Below are 14,641 nucleotides of genomic sequence, written 5' to 3'. Positions count from 1 at the left end.
GACCATGATGGACGCGAGAACGCTGGCGGGACAGCTGATCATGGTGCGCCTGCTCGGCACCGAACTGGATATTGACACCGCCGAATTCCTGCGCGCCAACCGCGTGCGCGCCGCGTGCCTGTTCCGCCAGAACATGCTTGATGCGACCCAGCTCACCCGGTTCACTAGCGATCTGCGCGACGTGTTCGGGGTTGAAGCACTGATCGCGCTCGACCAGGAAGGCGGCGCCGTGGTGCGCCCGACCTGGGTTCCCGCGCCGCCGGCGGCGATGGCGCTGGGCGCGGCCGGCGATCCGATACTTGCGCGCGCGGTGGGCGCCGCGGTCGCGCGCGCGGTGCGCTCGCTGGGCTTTAACTGGAACTTCGCGCCGGTGCTGGACCTGAACAACAATCCGCACAATCCGGTGATCGCCGAGCGCTCGTTCGGCGCCGATCCGCAACGCGCAGCCGAGATCGCGATGGCCTGGATGGAGGGCAGCGAATCGGAAGGCGTGGCCTGCTGCGTCAAGCACTTCCCCGGCCACGGCGACACCCACGTCGACTCGCACCGCGACCTGCCGACGGTCGACAAGCCGCTCGCGGAGCTGGAACAGTTCGAATTCGCGCCGTTTCGCGCCGCCGCGCCGCACGCACCGGCAGTCATGACCGCGCACATCGTCTACCCGGCGCTCGATCCCGACTACCCGGCCACGATGTCGCGCCCGATCCTGACGGGCATCCTGCGCGAACAGTTCGGCTACCAGGGCGTGATCGTCACCGACGGCATGGACATGCATGCGATCGCCCACCGCTACGGAGCCGGCCAGGCGGCGGTCAAGGCGCTGCAGGCGGGCGCGGACATGGTGATGGCGATCGGCAGCCGCGAGACGCAGGAAGAGACGATCGCCGCGATCGCGGCCGCGATCGAAAACGGCGAGCTGCCAATCGAGGATGTCAGGGCCAAGCTGGCACGTTTGTCGAGCCTGGCCAGCGCGCACCCGAGTGGCCGCCACGACTACGCGGAAGAATCCGCCGACCACGAACTGATGGCCCAGGCCTGGCGGCGCGGCTTGACCGCACTGCGCGATCCGCAGCGCCCTGGGCCGGGCAGCGCGGTGCGCCTGGTCGCGCGCGCGGACGTGGTCAGCGACGGCGTGTCCGAAGCGGGCGTATCGGCGGCGAAAATCGCCGAATCGCTGGGCCAGCTGTACGACGTCGACCTGGTCACCTATGTTGATGCCGAAAGCTTCGACTGGAGCGCGCTGCCGCAGGACGGCCGCTTCACGATCCTGGCCTCGACCAGCCGCCGGCGCTACGGTGAGCATGCTCGCACGACCTGGCGGCCGGACTTGCATATAGCCTTGTGGAATCCGTACCAGGCCCTCGACTTCGCCGCCCCGGCCCTGATGACCTATGGCTTCGCGCCGCCGGCGCTGGCGGCGGTGAAGGCCTGGCTGGCCGGTGAAATCGAAGCCGCCGGCACCTGCCCCGTCCCCGGTTTTGATAGCCGACCGTAACGCAATGTAACCGCAACGGCGCCAGGGGCGCCGTTGCTGCACAATTCGCTTTAGCCGGCCCCGGCAGTTTGTGGGACAATGCACGTTTTGCCCAAATGGCAAATTCGCCATTGTCCGGTGAATTCGCACATCGTCATCTTTTTTTGAATTAAGGATTTTCCATGTCCCAATTCCGTCTTGCCCGCCTTGCCGTGTTGTTGGCTGCCGTCGGCCTGGCACCGGCGCTGACCAACACCGCCCTTGCACAGAAAAAAGGCGACAAGCCTGCCCCAGCGGCCGAGCAAAAAGGGCCGACCGTGCGCCCGGAACTGTACAAATTGGTTGATCCGGCCCAGATCAAGCCGCTGGTAGATGCGAAGAACTTCACCGAGGTGGAGAACCGCACCACCCAAGCCGCCGCATTGCCGAATCTGACTCCGTACGAGACCTACGTGATCCACCGCACGAAGCTGCAGCTGGCTGTGTCGTCCAACAACGACGCACTCACGATTTCGTCGCTCGAAGCGATCATCAACTCGGAATTCGCGCCGGCAGCGGAGAAGGACAACCTCATGCTGGCGCTGGCCAACTTGTATGACACCGCCAAGAACTACCCGAAGGAAGCCGAGTGGCTCAAGCGTTACATGAAAGAAAGCGCGACGCCTGAGAAAGCGCGCTCCAACCTGATCCGAGCCCTGTACCTGAGCGGCGACTACGCCAGCACCAAGACCGAAGTGCTGCCTGTCATTGCCGAATCCGAAAAGAGCGGCGTCGCCCCCACGGACCAGGACCTGCGCCTGTTGGCCAGCTCGGCCTCCAAGCTCAAGGACGACGCGACCTACCTGGCAGCGATGGAAAAGCTGGTGGCGTTCTACCCGACCGACGACTACTGGACCGACGTGATCAACCGTGGCATCCAGCGCCGTCCGGGCTTTGACGGCAACGCGCACCTGATCGAGGTGTATCGCTTCGAGTTTGCGGCGGTCAAGAAGATGGCGCCGGAAGACTACATGAACCTGGCCGAACTGGCGCTGCAGGTCGGCTCGCCGACCGAGGCGAAGCAGGCCCTGGACGCTGGCTTTGCCGCAGGCGTGCTGTCCGACGCAAAGGCACGCCAGCTGCGCGACAAGGCCAACAAGAGCGCGGCCGACGACGCCAAGAACATCGCCAGCGGCGAAGCCTCGGCAGCCAAGTCGAAGAATGGCGCCGGCCTGGTCAACATTGGTTGGGCGTACGTGACGATGGGCCAGTACGACAAGGGCATCAATTTCATCGAGCAGGGTATCGCCAAGGGCAGCCTGAAGCAGCCGGACGAAGCCAAGCTGCGCCTGGGTATGGCCTTGGCCAAGGCCGGCCGCAAGGACGACGCTATCAAGACTTTCCAGACCGTGAAGGCCGGCGGCGGCCTGTCGGACCTGGCCAAGTACTGGATCGTGCTGTTGAACCACCCGACCGGGGCGCCAGGCCTGCAGGTGGCAGCGCAGTAAGCAGCCGGTTCACGGCACCGCACAAGGCGGGTTCGGGCGCAAGCCCGGCCCGCTTTTTTTGCGGCTGGTGAAACCTGGTCGGATGGTAACGTTCAGCGTACCGCACCCATTGCATTCATCATCAAAAAAGAGTCGAGGGCCACTGGCGGAGGCGCGGTCTTTTTTTGGTATTATCGACACTCTCGACCATCCAAACGAAAGCATCTCGCCGATGTCCCAGCTTTCCCAGCTCATGCAGAACCTTGCTGTGACCAGCAACCTGCCGCTGTACCAGCAATTGCAGCGCGCGCTGCGCGAAGCAATCGACCAGGGCGTGCTCGGCCCGGCCGAGGCCCTGCCGGCCGAACGCCAACTGGCCACCGAACTGGGGATTTCGCGCATTACGGTGCGCAAGGCGATCGACGGCCTGGTCGAAGAAGGGCTGCTGGTGCGGCGCGCGGGCTCGGGCAACTTCATCAACCGGCGCTTCGAGAAGAACTTCGCCAAACTGACCTCGTTTTCCGAGGACATGCGCTCACGCGGGCGAACGCCGCGCAGCGTCTGGCTCAAGCGTTCGGAGGGACTGGTGACGCCGGACGAGGCGCTGCGGCTGCGGCTGTCGCCCGGCGCCGCGGTGTACCGCTTCAACCGCATCCGCTTCGCGGACGACATACCGATGTGCGTCGAATACGCGACGATTGCGGCCAGCGCCCTGCCCTCGCTCGAGGCGGTGGACGCGTCCATGTACGAAGCGCTGGAGGCGGCCGGCAACCGCCCCGTGCGCGCACTGCAGCGGCTATCGGCGCTGCTGCTCAATGCCGAGCAGGCAAGGCTGTTGCAGACGAAGGAAGGCGACGCCGGCCTGTGCGTGGAACGGCTGGGCTTTTTGCGCGACGGGTGCGCCGTCGAGTTCTGCCGGTCGTTCTTCCGTGGCGACATGTACGACTTTGTGGCGGAGCTGAACGCGGCGTAGCGGAGGGTACGTAGGGTGGGCACCTGTGCCCACGCGGTTCGCGAACGCGGCGTAGTGAAGCGGCTGCCGCAAGTCAGTCATGCGGTGACCGCGTGCGCACAGGTGCGCACCCTACGCCTCCGATCTCGAGTTCGCAGATCAAATAGCCGTCAGACCGCCGTCCACCGCCAGCTGGTGCCCGGTCACGAACGAGGACTGGTCCGAGCACAGCCACATCGCCGCGTTCGCGATTTCGCCCGGCTCGGCAAAGCGCCCCATCGGATGCATGGCCTTGGCCCTTTTTTCCGCGCCGCTCTCGTTCTCGAATACCCGTGCCAGCATCGGCGTCTTGACGCTGCCTGAGCAGATGCTGTTGACGCGGATGCCCGACTTGGCATACTCGGCAGCCGCGCTCTTGGTCAGCCCGACCACCGCATGCTTGCTGGCGCCGTAGATCGCGTGCCCCGGCGCACCGACCAGTCCCGCGACCGAAGCGATGTTGACGATCACGCCACCGCCGCCCTGCCTGGTCATCTGGAGCAGTTGGTACTTCATGCACAGCCATACGCCCTTGAGATTGACGCCCATGATGCGGTCAAACTGCGCTTCGTCGCCTTCGGCCAGCGGGTTGCTCTCGTCGTCGATGCCGGCGTTGTTGATCGCACAGTCGAGCCGGCCGTAGTACGACACGGTCTTGTCGACCAGCGCCTCCACGTCGCCGGCGCGGGCGACGTTGCACTGCACATACAGCGCCTTGCCGCCCGATTCCACGATCATGGCCGCGGTTGCGTGACCGCCGTCGACCGAGGTGTCGGCCACCACCACGTGCGCGCCTGCACGCCCGAACGCGAGCGCGGTGGCACGCCCGATCCCGCTCGCAGCGCCGGTGACCAGCACAACCTTGCCGCCAAATCCCTCCGGCTGCTGCTTGCTTATGCCCTTCATTGTTAATGAACTCCTTACAATTCCATTTGGCAACTAATACTGCCCAAAAGCAACATCATAGCGCCGCGACGAGCTGGGATCAAACGTTCATCGCTCAAAAATCGGGATTTTTTTAGTTTGCGGCACCCGCCTTGCGCTGGTCGCCGGCCATGACGACCGACAGCTTGGCCGGATCGATGGCCTTGCGGAACGCGGCATTCAATTCTGGCAACGTAACCGCCATCAGCTTGTTCTCGAACTGGCGCGACCATTCGAATGTCCGGCCGCGGTACAGGTACGCGGTCCAGCCGGACGCCACGGTGCCATCATCGGAGCGATTCTGGATCCGTTGTTGCATCAGACCCGACTTGGCACCGGCCAGTTCGGCCTTTGTAAAGCCGTCCTTGAGCGCACGCGCCAGTTCCTCCTGCACAGCCTGGTCAACCCGGCGCAGGTTCTGCGGCGCGGCGATCGCGCTGATCACGAACTCGCCCGCATGGTCAAGGTCTCCCCCGGCCAGGTGCGATCCGACGCCATACGACAATCCTTCCTTCTGGCGGATGCGCTCCATCAGGCGCGACTTGAGTCCACCCTCGCCGAAGATGAAGTTGGCCAGGGTGAGCGCCGGATAGTCCGGGTCCTCGACGTTCAGCTTCAGGTTCATGCGCGCCAGGTAGACGCCGTTTTCCTTGTCCGGCGTGTCGATCGTTTTTTTCACCGGCGCCACGTCCGCATGGCGGCTCAGGATCGGCGCCACGGCTTGCGTGGCCTGCCAGTGGCCGAACAGCTGCTCCACCAGCGGCTTGATCGTACCCGGATCGAAGTCGCCGACGATCGCGACCTGGGCCGGCACGGTGCCGTAGTAGTCGCGGTGGAAGGCCTTCAGGTCGTCCAGCGTGGCGCGCTTGACGTCGGCGATATCCTCCTCCAGCGTGGTCGCGGCGCGCACGTCACCGCGCGGGTAGATGTTGAAGTGCTGGCCGAGCGCACGCGCGGCCACCGACTGCGGCTCGGAGCGGCTGGCCTCCAGGCCCACCAGGGTCTGCTGGCGCAGCTGCTCGAACTCGGCCGCCGGGAAGCTCGGCTCCTTGAGCACGTGCGCGACCAGCTTGAGCGCTTCCGGCAGGTTCTCGCGGGTGGTCTCGAAGTGGGTCAGGCCGCCGGAAATCTTCAGCCGTTCGAATTCGTCGGCCAACTGGACGCGATTGAACTTGCTGGTCCCGCGCATGAGCATGGCGGCGGTCAGCCCGGGCACCTCGCCCTTGTCGAACAGGTTCTTCTCGTCGCCGATGTGCTGGCGCAGGTTGACCGAGACGGTCTGGCCGCGGTTCTTCTTGGGCAGCAGCGCCAGCTGCATGCCGCCGGCCGTGGTCACGGTCGTGCGTTTCATGATGTTTTCCTGCGTCGGCTCGAAGGTTTCGGCCGTCAGGTTCGATGCGCTCGGCTTGAAATCCTTCAGCACGGCCTCGAGCTTGGGCGCGGCCGGAATCGCGGCACGCTCGGCGTCGTCGGTCGGGATGAAGCTGCCGGTCACGCGGTTATCGCGCTTGAAGTAGCGACCGGATGCCGCCGCGACCTGCTCGGCGGTGACGGACTTGACGCGGTCGCGCCCGACGAAGAACAGGCGCCAGTCGCCCAGCGAGATCACGTCCGACAGCGCGACGCCGACGCGCTGCGGGTCGTTCAGGCTGCGGTCGTATTCGTTCAGGTAGCTGCGCCGCACGCGCTCCATCTCCTCTTTCGTGGGCGGGTGCTGGGCGAACCCCTCGACCGCCCTGGTCAGCGCTTCGCGCACCGGTTCGAGCGGCGCGCCTTTCTTGACCACGGCACCGAAGTACTGCAGGCCCGGCGCATAGCCGGTCTGGCCGTAGCTGAACACCTGGCTGGCCATGCCGGAATCGACCAGCAGCTTGTGCAGGCGGCCGGTCGGCGAATCACCCAGGATGCTCGACGCAAAACTCAGCACGTCGCTGTCGTCATGCAGGGCGGACGGCACCTTGTAGGCGACCGCGACGATCTGCACGTCGCCCTGGCGCCGCACGGCGAAGGTGCGCTCGCCGTCCTGGGTCGGTTCCTCGGTCCAGAACTGGGGCAGCGTACGCTTGGGCTTGGGGATGGTGCCGAACAGGCGGCTGATCGTGCCGAGCGTGGCATCGGGATCGAACTTGCCCGCCACCAGCAGAACCGCGTTGTCCGGCTGGTAGTAGGTGCGGTAGAAGGCTTGCAGGTTTGAGATCTTGACGTTCTCGATATCGCTCTTGTTGCCGATCGTCGGGCGACCGTAGGCGTGCCAGTCGAAGGAAGTGGCCTGCATCCGCTTCATCAGCACATTGGTGGGCGAGTTCTCGCCCTTCTCGTACTCGTTGCGCACGACGGTCATTTCGGAATCGAGGTCCTTCTTCGAAATGAACGAGTGGGTCATGCGGTCGGCTTCCATCTGCAGCGCCCACTGGAGGTTACCGTTCCCGGCCGGGAAAACCTCGTAGTAGTTGGTGCGGTCGAGCGAGGTGGTGCCGTTAAAATCCATGCCGCGTTCGGAAAACTGGCGCGTGATGTCCGAGTTCTTCGGGGTGCCCTTGAACATGAGGTGTTCGAGCAGGTGCGCCATCCCGGTCTCGCCGTAGTTCTCGTGGCGCGAGCCGACCAGGTAGGTCATGTTCACGGTGATGGTGGGACGCGACGCGTCCGGGAACAGCAGCACCTTCAGGCCGTTGGGCAGGCGGTATTCGGTGATGCCCTCGACCGAGGGGCCTTGCACCACGCCCTTGGGTGGCGCAAACGACCATGCGGGGGTGGCAGCGACGAAGGCCAGGCCGGCCACGATTGGCGCGACCAGGGCGCGCTTGAAGCTTATCAGACTCATGTGATCTTTCAGGTAGGGTGCGCATTGATGCGGCACGCGGCTACGGACAGATGCCGATGGTGCACAAATGGTACGCGTTCCGGTGCGCTCACGCGCCATGCGCACAAGCCGTCGCGGCTGGGCGCACCTTTACGAAAAACGCGATGGTAACAGAAGCTTGATTAAGCCACGCTTAGCAGTCGCATGGCTGCGTTGCGGCTTGCTGCCCTGCTCATGTTGGAACGACAGCTCAGTGCCGCGCGCGCTTTTCGTGCGCCTGCTGATGTGAACTGATGCGTGCGAGCTCGCCCATCTCTTCGGACAGGAACTCGAGCAGGTCGTCGGCGCTGACGATCCCCATCAATGCGCCGTTTGCGTTCACCACCGGCACCCGGCGGATACCGCGGAAACGCATCTTTTCGATTGTCGCGTACACGTCGTCCGCTTCATTCACGGTAAGCAGGTCATCGCTCATGATGTCGCCGACCTGCAGGCTTGACGGGTCCAGTCCCAGCGCGATGACGGACACGACGATATCGCGGTCGGTGACGATGCCAACCGGAATACGCTGATCGGCGATTTCGTCGGCAACCACGAGGTCGCCAACATGATGTTGCCGCATGAGCAAGGCCGCCGCTTGCACCGATTCGTCGCGTCTGCAGTAAATCGTCTCTGCGGTAGCAATTTCGCCGATTTGCATGTCGTTCCCCTCTGCGCGAGCTTGATGCGCGCGTGACGGGCCTACGCTAGCGCGCGGCCCAAGGGCGGGTTTGATTTTGCTCAAACCGGCAGCGGCGCGAGGAAGCAGCGGGATCAGGACCTGGATTCGGCTGGCGGCGGGACGAAGCAGGCGTCGACCACCTGCAAGTCGTTGTCCTTGGCGAAGTCGACAAGGAAGTGGTACGCGAGGGGTTCGATTTTTTTCAACTCGTTGTCGACGACGACAGCCTTGACCCCGTTCACGATGGTCGGGTGCACGTACGGGGAGAACTTCAGGTGCGCGTCGGGGACGCTACTACCGTGCGGGCGGAAGCAGGACATCACACCGCACAGGCGCTCCGCCCAATCGCTGGGGCGAAACTGCCTGCCTTTGCTGGTGACGCCTAAAATGAAAAACTCGTCGGCGAGTTCTTTCCTGGTTTGCGGTAACTCGGCCATAGTGCTGCTTGAAACAGGAATACTGCGTGGATGAGAACGACAGCAGGTATTATATCTTATAGAAGACCTGCGGACGAGGCCTATGTCGCCACGTTATCATCCTAGCCATACTGCACCAGACAGCAGCAGCAACAATGCCATCCATAGTAACAGGGCACGCCAGACAAGTCCCACGGTGCTTTGCAGGGCGCGCACGTTCGGCTCCTCGCCTGGCAACACATCGGCATCGCTTTCCGAGAAGTCGACGGTGGCGGCATCGGCCGGCAGCAGTTGCGGGGCGTTTTCGACCGGCGTGCCCAGACGCACGCCCATCGCGCCGCCGCCCGCAGCCAGGATGATGCCCTTCGATTCGTCGGCCCAGCGGCTGGCGAAGTTGCGCCACGCATAGACCGAATCCTCGAAATTGCCGACCACGGCAAATGCGATCGCGGTCAGGCGCACCGGTATCCAGTCGAGCCAGTAAAAGGCCCTGGCGGCGAACCGGCCGAAGGCTTCGTTGCGCATATGGTCGGGCTCGTTCCACGCACGCGCCAGGTATTCGGACACGCGGTACATCACCGCGCAAGCCGGTCCCAGCGGCATCAGGAACCAGAAGAATACGCCGAACACATTGCGGTGGGTGGTCACGAGCGATTTTTCGACCGCGATGCGGGCGATCTCGGTGCTGTCCATGCCGACTGTGTCAAGCTTGGTCCATTCGGCCAGCAGCCTGCGCGCGCCGGCTTCATCGCCGGAATTGAGGGCGAACTGGATCGAGGTGAAATAGTGGCTGTAGTGACGGAAACCGAGGGTCAGGTAGACGATCAGCACGTTCCAGCCGAACGCCAGGAAGATGTTGTAATGCTTCAGGATGCCGTAGATGATGGCGGTGGGCAGCATCAGTATGGCCATCATCAGGAACCAGCCAAGGCGACCGTTAGCGGTCTCGCCTGCATTGAACCAGCTTTCGATCTGGGTGGCGAGACGCTTGATGCCGCCGTAGATCTGGTTATCTGCGCGCAGCGGCTTGAGTTGCTCGATCAGCAGCGCGCACAGAATGGAGAAAAAAGTCATCAAACGTCCTTTTTTTTGTTATAGCAACACTACACGCCCGCTACGATAGCGCAGAGACAGGCGGGAATCAAATCCCGGTGGTAAGCAAATGTTTTGTGGCGATATTCGCCCGCTCCGCGGCGCCTCACGGAGGGCGTAGGGGGCGCGGGGCCGCCGAGGACCTGTGCGCACGCGGTTCGCGAACGGAGCGTTGCCGAAACGGCAGCCGCAAGTCAGCATGCCGTGACCGCGTGCGCACTGGTGCGCACCCTACGCCTCCAATCAGGCCCGCAGGAAATGGAACAAGTTGCGCAGCATCCCCGCGGTTGCTCCCCAGATAAAAAACCGTTGATATGGTATCGCGTAGAAGCTGCGCCGTCCCACTCCTTCCGGCAGCTCGATCGACATGCGCTGGTGATTGGCGCCATCCATCAGGAACGACAGCGGGACTTCGAAGATCTCGGCCACTTCGTTCGGGTCGGCAGCCAGTTCGAACGGTGGCGTGAGCAGCCCAACCACCGGGGTGACGCGGTAACCGGTGGCGGTGACGTATTCCGGCAGCACGCCGACGATCTCGACATGACGGCGGTTCAGGCCAATCTCTTCCTCGGTCTCGCGCAGCGCCGTTTCGATCGGGGACGAATCCCGCTCCTCGGCACTCCCTCCGGGAAAGCTGACCTGCCCGGCATGGGTGGACAGGTTGTCGGTCCGCTGGGTCAGCAACATCGTCAGGCCATCCGGGCGTTGCACGATCGGCATCAGCACGGCGGCTTGCTTGAACTTGGGAAAGCGCCGCAGGTTGCTTTCGTCCAGCCGCTCGGGTTGCCACTGGCACGATTCGGCAAAGCGCTGGCGCAGCCAGGCGGCGCTAAGCCGGGAAAAAGGCAGCGCCGCCTCGCCCGCGATGGATTCGACCGGTAACTGTTCGGGATCGAATGGAATTTTTGCCAAGCATTTCTCCGGGTGAAAAAAAAGGCACCCAAACGGATGCCTTTTTCCAAGATTGCAGACGCTATTATTCAGCGGCAGCAACAGTTGCGGCCTTGCGGCTCGGCAGCTTTTCCTTGATACGAGCCGATTTGCCCGAACGCTCACGCAGGTAGTACAGCTTCGCACGGCGCACGTCACCACGGCGCTTCACTTCGATCGAAGCGATCAGCGGCGAGTACAGCTGGAAGGTACGCTCGACGCCTTCGCCCGACGAGATCTTACGAACGATGAAGTTCGAGTTCAGGCCGCGGTTACGACGCGAGATCACCACGCCTTCGTAAGCCTGGGCGCGCTTGCGGTTGCCTTCGACCACGTTGACGTTGACGACAACGGTGTCGCCAGGTGCGAATTCAGGGATATTGCGGCCGAGGCGCGCAATCTCTTCTTGCTCGAGTTGCTGGATCAGATCCATTTGTTGACTCCTTAAACCATCATGCTGGCGCGTTCGTATGCCCAGTAGAGGATGGGGTTAAACAGACGGAACAATATTGTTCCGCTTCCGCACCGCATGGGTATTCTCCATGGGTGCCTTTGCTACACAGGTTTTACCAAACCTGCCAAAAACTTTTCGTCAGCCGCGGTGAGCTGGCCGGCGCTGCGCGCCTTGTCCAGCAAATCGGGCCGCTTCCTTGCCGTGGCCTCCAGCATACGCTGGCGGCGCCACTTCATGATCTCGGCATGGTTACCGCCCAACAAAACAGGCGGCACCGGCACGTCCTCGTACACTTCCGGCCGGGTATAGTGCGGCGAATCGAGCAGGCCGTTGACGAAACTGTCCTCGACCGCCGATGCGTCGTCGCCCAGCACACCGGGCAATTGCCGCACCACCGCGTCCATCAGCGCCATCGCGGGCAACTCGCCACCGGACAACACGAAATCGCCGAGCGAGATTTCCTCGTCGACCACGCGGTCCAGCAGACGCTGGTCGACCGCCTCATAGCGGCCGCACAGCAGCACCAGTCCTGGCTCATCCTTGAGCGCCATCACGCGCTCGTGGGTCAGCTGTTTGCCTTGCGGCGACATGAACACCACGCGCGGCGCGGGCAGGCCCATGTCCACCTGGCGCTGCCTGGCCGCATTGATCGTTGCCTCGAGCGGCTTGGCCAGCATCACCATCCCCGGGCCCCCGCCGTACGGGCGGTCGTCCACAGTGCGATGGCGATCGAGGGTGAAATCGCGCGGATTCCACACCGTCAGGCCCCAACGCTGCTGCTCGAAGGCGCGCCGGGTCACACCCGACTGCGTCAACGCGGCAAACATCTCGGGAAACAAGCTCACGACGTCAAACTGCATCGGGACCTCGTCTCAAAGTGGACTGGTCAATAATCCAGGCCCCAGTCCACGGTAATCTTTTTTGCTGCCGGATCGACCGTCTTGACGAACTGGTCAACAAACGGGACCAGGCGCTCGGACGGCTGCCCGGGCGCCGCATCCGGCATGGGAGTGATGCGCAAAATCGACTGCGCGCCGTTGTGCATCATGTCGGTGACCTTGCCGAGCTGTTCGCCCTGCTCGTTCACCACATCCATGCCGATCAGGTCGGTCCAGTAATACTCGTCGGCCGGCAGTTCCGGGAACTCGCCGCGCGACACCTGCACCGTGGCGCCCTTGAGCGCCTCGGCTTCGTCGCGTTCGACCAGGCCGACCAGGGTGGCGACCACATCGCCACTGTGCATCTTTGCGGTCCGCACGGCGACGGGCCGCAGGGACGGCTTGTCGATCCACCAGGTTTTCACGTTCAGCAGCGCGTCTGCATCCACCGAATGCGGCGTGATGCGGATGCCGCCACGGATGCCGTAGGCGCCGGAGATGTAACCGACCTGAATCAGGTCGTCAGGAATCTCCATCCCGGATGCTGCTGAATCGGTCAAACCTGAAAAACCTTAAACTTAGGCAGCTGCCTTTTGCGACGAGACCAGGCGAGCAACGGTCGGCGACAGTTGTGCGCCAACGCCTTGCCAGTGAGCCAGACGGTCTGCAGCGATACGCAGGCCAACTTCGTTACCAGAGGCCATCGGGTTGTAGAAGCCGATGCGCTCGATGAAGCGACCGTCGCGACGGTTGCGCGAGTCGGTAGCGACGATGTTGAAGAACGGGCGCTTCTTGGCGCCACCACGAGCTAAACGAATAACGACCATAATAATTCCAAAAAATTGTGCTGGGCGGAGAAAGCCGACGATTATAGCGCGCAATGCCGCACAGCAGCAAGCGTTAATGACAACAGGGCGCGCAGTCCCGGCGGAATTGCGCATTATGGCTGATTTTCTGCTTTACCGCCACCTGTCCCGTCCACCCTGGCTTACGTTGTGCCGGGCAGAGCATTGCCATGCGAGCAAATCTGATGCTTTTGCCACAGTTTTGAAGGATACTGCTGGCTTTCCTGAACAAACTGCTTCTTATGTCCGCGCCGCACAAGAACAAAACCCTCGCCACCTTCCTCGCCCTCGTACTGGGCGGACTGGGCGTGCATCGCTTCTACCTCAAAAGCGGTTACGACCGCCTCGGTGTGCTGCACCTGTGCAACGTTCCGATTGCCGGCCTGGTGTACGGGGTCGGGCAGGCGCCGAACCCGTTCTGGGTGCTCCTGCCACTCCTGATCTCGTACATCATCGCCTGTATCGAAGCGCTGGTGATCGGCCTGACACCAGACGACAAATGGGACGCCGCCTACAACGCGGGATCAGGCCGCAGCTCGCACTCGCACTGGATCGTGGTGGTGCTTGTAGTGATCACGGCGCTGCTGGGCGGCACCCTGCTGATCGCCACCCTCGCCCGCCTGTTCGACCTGCTCTATACAGGCGGCGCGTACGGCTGACCGCGCCTGCGGCGGCGCAAGGCAGGGATCACATTCCGGCGGGCCAGCGGTGCCGCACCAATGCGTCCGGCGGCGTGCCGACGACAATCGCGATTTCGCGGCGTGAGGCGAATTCGATGTCGGCCGGGTTGCCGGTATATGGGGTCACGGTTTCGTTGTCGATCAGATAGAAACGAATTATCCCCGTCAGGCCGGCAACTTCGCTGGTGCCGAGCGCCTGCCCCCAAACCGAGAAGAACTGCCCGAGCGTAAATTTTTTCGCCGCCTCGGTTTCCATGTGCACGAAACCGCTTTCATCGTGCGTATGGATTTCGTAGGTACAGCCCTTCAGCCCTATCTCGGCCGGCAATGCCAGGCGTGTTCCGTTAAGGTAGATCGAGACGATCGAGTGGATATGGTAAGCCTCGCTGTTCACGCACTGTATGCCATCGATCGGCTGGCCGGTGCCGCTGCCGCTCCCCCAATGCTCCTGGCCGAGGGTCATGCCTTCGCCGATGTCGGTGTAGGTGGAAGCAAGTCCGAGCGTTGGCGACGGCGCTGGTGGATCCGGGTTGGGCGGGGCGCTTCCCCCGCCACCGCCACCGCAAGCTGCCAGCAGCAGCAACGAACAAAACGCGAGAATCCTGGGCAGCCGAATGCTGCGAACAATCGAAAACATGCGTAGCTCCTGAATATTCTTCAAATGGAAAAAACGCGTTCGTCCGGGCGTTCTTATGGCAGCGGCGGGCGCATCGCAAAGGCGCAGCGACCCATAGGCGCGAGCAATGCCGGGCCCTGAAAACGGCTGCGATCGTTTGGCGAAGGAGTGCGCGACCACCGGTTCCGGCATCGTCCGGAGATCGCATCAAAAACGTGGATGAGCGCGAGTGGCGACGATTTTACGGGGCGGGCCCCGGCGCTCCGTTTAAGCTACCTCAAGCTAAAGTGAAGGTGCTGGAAGAAAAAAAGCAGCCCGGCGGGCTGCCCTTGGAGGAGTATAAGTGGCGCC

The 14,641-nt window shown here is 63.1% G+C and carries 15 protein-coding genes; 4 read left to right on the top strand and 11 right to left on the bottom strand.

Annotated features, from left to right (window positions below):
* Positions 1 to 4 precede the first annotated feature (4 nt).
* The 3 genes from E4O92_RS18720 (at position 5) to E4O92_RS18710 (ending at position 3,913) form a co-directional block, all read left to right on the top strand.
* Positions 5 to 1,495 (top strand): glycoside hydrolase family 3 protein, encoded by a 1,491-nt coding sequence (locus E4O92_RS18720; protein WP_135191166.1) that lies wholly within the window; start codon positions 5 to 7, stop codon positions 1,493 to 1,495.
* 161 nt (positions 1,496 to 1,656) lie between these two features.
* Positions 1,657 to 2,961, top strand: coding sequence for a tetratricopeptide repeat protein (locus tag E4O92_RS18715; RefSeq protein ID WP_135191165.1), 1,305 nt, complete (start codon positions 1,657 to 1,659; stop codon positions 2,959 to 2,961).
* Between the two features lie 211 nt (positions 2,962 to 3,172).
* Positions 3,173 to 3,913: a GntR family transcriptional regulator gene (locus E4O92_RS18710; RefSeq protein ID WP_135191164.1), complete on the top strand. Its 741-nt coding sequence runs from the start codon at positions 3,173 to 3,175 to the stop codon at positions 3,911 to 3,913.
* Between the two features lie 138 nt (positions 3,914 to 4,051).
* Here E4O92_RS18710 and E4O92_RS18705 read toward each other — a convergent pair whose 3' ends face one another.
* From E4O92_RS18705 to rpsP, 10 genes are all read right to left on the bottom strand, one after another.
* Positions 4,052 to 4,837: an SDR family oxidoreductase gene (locus tag E4O92_RS18705; protein ID WP_135191163.1), complete on the bottom strand. Its 786-nt coding sequence runs from the start codon at positions 4,835 to 4,837 to the stop codon at positions 4,052 to 4,054.
* Positions 4,838 to 4,949: 112 nt separating this feature from the next.
* Positions 4,950 to 7,679, bottom strand: coding sequence for a M16 family metallopeptidase (locus tag E4O92_RS18700; protein ID WP_135191162.1), 2,730 nt, complete (start codon positions 7,677 to 7,679; stop codon positions 4,950 to 4,952).
* Between the two features lie 229 nt (positions 7,680 to 7,908).
* Entirely contained in the window at positions 7,909 to 8,358 is a 450-nt protein-coding gene (locus tag E4O92_RS18695) for a CBS domain-containing protein (RefSeq protein ID WP_135191161.1), read from the bottom strand.
* Positions 8,359 to 8,471: 113 nt separating this feature from the next.
* Entirely contained in the window at positions 8,472 to 8,816 is a 345-nt protein-coding gene (locus tag E4O92_RS18690; protein ID WP_135191160.1) for a DUF3579 domain-containing protein, read from the bottom strand.
* Between the two features lie 96 nt (positions 8,817 to 8,912).
* Positions 8,913 to 9,869 carry a CobD/CbiB family protein gene (locus tag E4O92_RS18685; protein ID WP_135191159.1) on the bottom strand — a complete coding sequence of 319 codons (957 nt, stop codon included), beginning with the start codon at positions 9,867 to 9,869 and terminating at the stop codon, positions 8,913 to 8,915.
* Between the two features lie 261 nt (positions 9,870 to 10,130).
* Complete coding sequence (locus E4O92_RS18680) at positions 10,131 to 10,799, bottom strand: CoA pyrophosphatase (protein ID WP_135191158.1); 669 nt, start codon at positions 10,797 to 10,799, stop codon at positions 10,131 to 10,133.
* A gap of 64 nt (positions 10,800 to 10,863) precedes the next feature.
* A complete protein-coding gene (gene rplS / locus E4O92_RS18675) occupies positions 10,864 to 11,250 on the bottom strand; it encodes a 50S ribosomal protein L19 (RefSeq protein ID WP_135191157.1) in 387 nt (128 codons plus the stop codon).
* Positions 11,251 to 11,372: 122 nt separating this feature from the next.
* Positions 11,373 to 12,131 carry a tRNA (guanosine(37)-N1)-methyltransferase TrmD gene (gene trmD / locus E4O92_RS18670; protein ID WP_135191156.1) on the bottom strand — a complete coding sequence of 253 codons (759 nt, stop codon included), beginning with the start codon at positions 12,129 to 12,131 and terminating at the stop codon, positions 11,373 to 11,375.
* A gap of 26 nt (positions 12,132 to 12,157) precedes the next feature.
* The gene (rimM, locus tag E4O92_RS18665) at positions 12,158 to 12,685 is read right to left on the bottom strand and encodes a ribosome maturation factor RimM (protein WP_206076904.1); all 528 of its coding nucleotides are present in this window, start codon (positions 12,683 to 12,685) and stop codon (positions 12,158 to 12,160) included.
* A 42-nt stretch (positions 12,686 to 12,727) separates the two neighbouring features.
* Positions 12,728 to 12,976: a 30S ribosomal protein S16 gene (rpsP, locus tag E4O92_RS18660; protein WP_135191206.1), complete on the bottom strand. Its 249-nt coding sequence runs from the start codon at positions 12,974 to 12,976 to the stop codon at positions 12,728 to 12,730.
* A gap of 260 nt (positions 12,977 to 13,236) precedes the next feature.
* Between rpsP and E4O92_RS18655 the strand changes: the two genes are divergently transcribed.
* Positions 13,237 to 13,653 carry a TM2 domain-containing protein gene (locus E4O92_RS18655; protein ID WP_135191154.1) on the top strand — a complete coding sequence of 139 codons (417 nt, stop codon included), beginning with the start codon at positions 13,237 to 13,239 and terminating at the stop codon, positions 13,651 to 13,653.
* Positions 13,654 to 13,681: 28 nt separating this feature from the next.
* On the opposite strand, the gene E4O92_RS18650 is transcribed toward E4O92_RS18655, so the two are convergent.
* Complete coding sequence (locus E4O92_RS18650) at positions 13,682 to 14,482, bottom strand: hypothetical protein (RefSeq protein ID WP_135191153.1); 801 nt, start codon at positions 14,480 to 14,482, stop codon at positions 13,682 to 13,684.
* Positions 14,483 to 14,641 lie beyond the last annotated feature (159 nt).

The sequence above is a fragment of the Massilia horti genome (genome assembly GCF_004614195.1).
Classification (GTDB): Bacteria; Pseudomonadota; Gammaproteobacteria; order Burkholderiales; family Burkholderiaceae_D; genus Telluria; species Telluria horti.
This window is presented reverse-complemented; position numbering and strand designations above follow the sequence as displayed.

What these genes read in the sequence shown, in the direction of transcription:
- E4O92_RS18720 (WP_135191166.1), top strand. Translation starts at nt 5, where the DNA reads ATGATGGACGCGAGAACGCTGGCGGGACAGCTGATCATGGTGCGCCTG.
- E4O92_RS18715 (WP_135191165.1), top strand. Translation starts at nt 1,657, where the DNA reads ATGTCCCAATTCCGTCTTGCCCGCCTTGCCGTGTTGTTGGCTGCCGTC.
- E4O92_RS18710 (WP_135191164.1), top strand. Translation starts at nt 3,173, where the DNA reads ATGTCCCAGCTTTCCCAGCTCATGCAGAACCTTGCTGTGACCAGCAAC.
- E4O92_RS18705 (WP_135191163.1), bottom strand. Translation starts at nt 4,837, where the DNA reads ATGAAGGGCATAAGCAAGCAGCAGCCGGAGGGATTTGGCGGCAAGGTT.
- E4O92_RS18700 (WP_135191162.1), bottom strand. Translation starts at nt 7,679, where the DNA reads ATGAGTCTGATAAGCTTCAAGCGCGCCCTGGTCGCGCCAATCGTGGCC.
- E4O92_RS18695 (WP_135191161.1), bottom strand. Translation starts at nt 8,358, where the DNA reads ATGCAAATCGGCGAAATTGCTACCGCAGAGACGATTTACTGCAGACGC.
- E4O92_RS18690 (WP_135191160.1), bottom strand. Translation starts at nt 8,816, where the DNA reads ATGGCCGAGTTACCGCAAACCAGGAAAGAACTCGCCGACGAGTTTTTC.
- E4O92_RS18685 (WP_135191159.1), bottom strand. Translation starts at nt 9,869, where the DNA reads ATGACTTTTTTCTCCATTCTGTGCGCGCTGCTGATCGAGCAACTCAAG.
- rplS (WP_135191157.1), bottom strand. Translation starts at nt 11,250, where the DNA reads ATGGATCTGATCCAGCAACTCGAGCAAGAAGAGATTGCGCGCCTCGGC.
- trmD (WP_135191156.1), bottom strand. Translation starts at nt 12,131, where the DNA reads ATGCAGTTTGACGTCGTGAGCTTGTTTCCCGAGATGTTTGCCGCGTTG.
- rimM (WP_206076904.1), bottom strand. Translation starts at nt 12,685, where the DNA reads ATGGAGATTCCTGACGACCTGATTCAGGTCGGTTACATCTCCGGCGCC.
- rpsP (WP_135191206.1), bottom strand. Translation starts at nt 12,976, where the DNA reads ATGGTCGTTATTCGTTTAGCTCGTGGTGGCGCCAAGAAGCGCCCGTTC.
- E4O92_RS18655 (WP_135191154.1), top strand. Translation starts at nt 13,237, where the DNA reads ATGTCCGCGCCGCACAAGAACAAAACCCTCGCCACCTTCCTCGCCCTC.
- E4O92_RS18650 (WP_135191153.1), bottom strand. Translation starts at nt 14,482, where the DNA reads ATGCCGGAACCGGTGGTCGCGCACTCCTTCGCCAAACGATCGCAGCCG.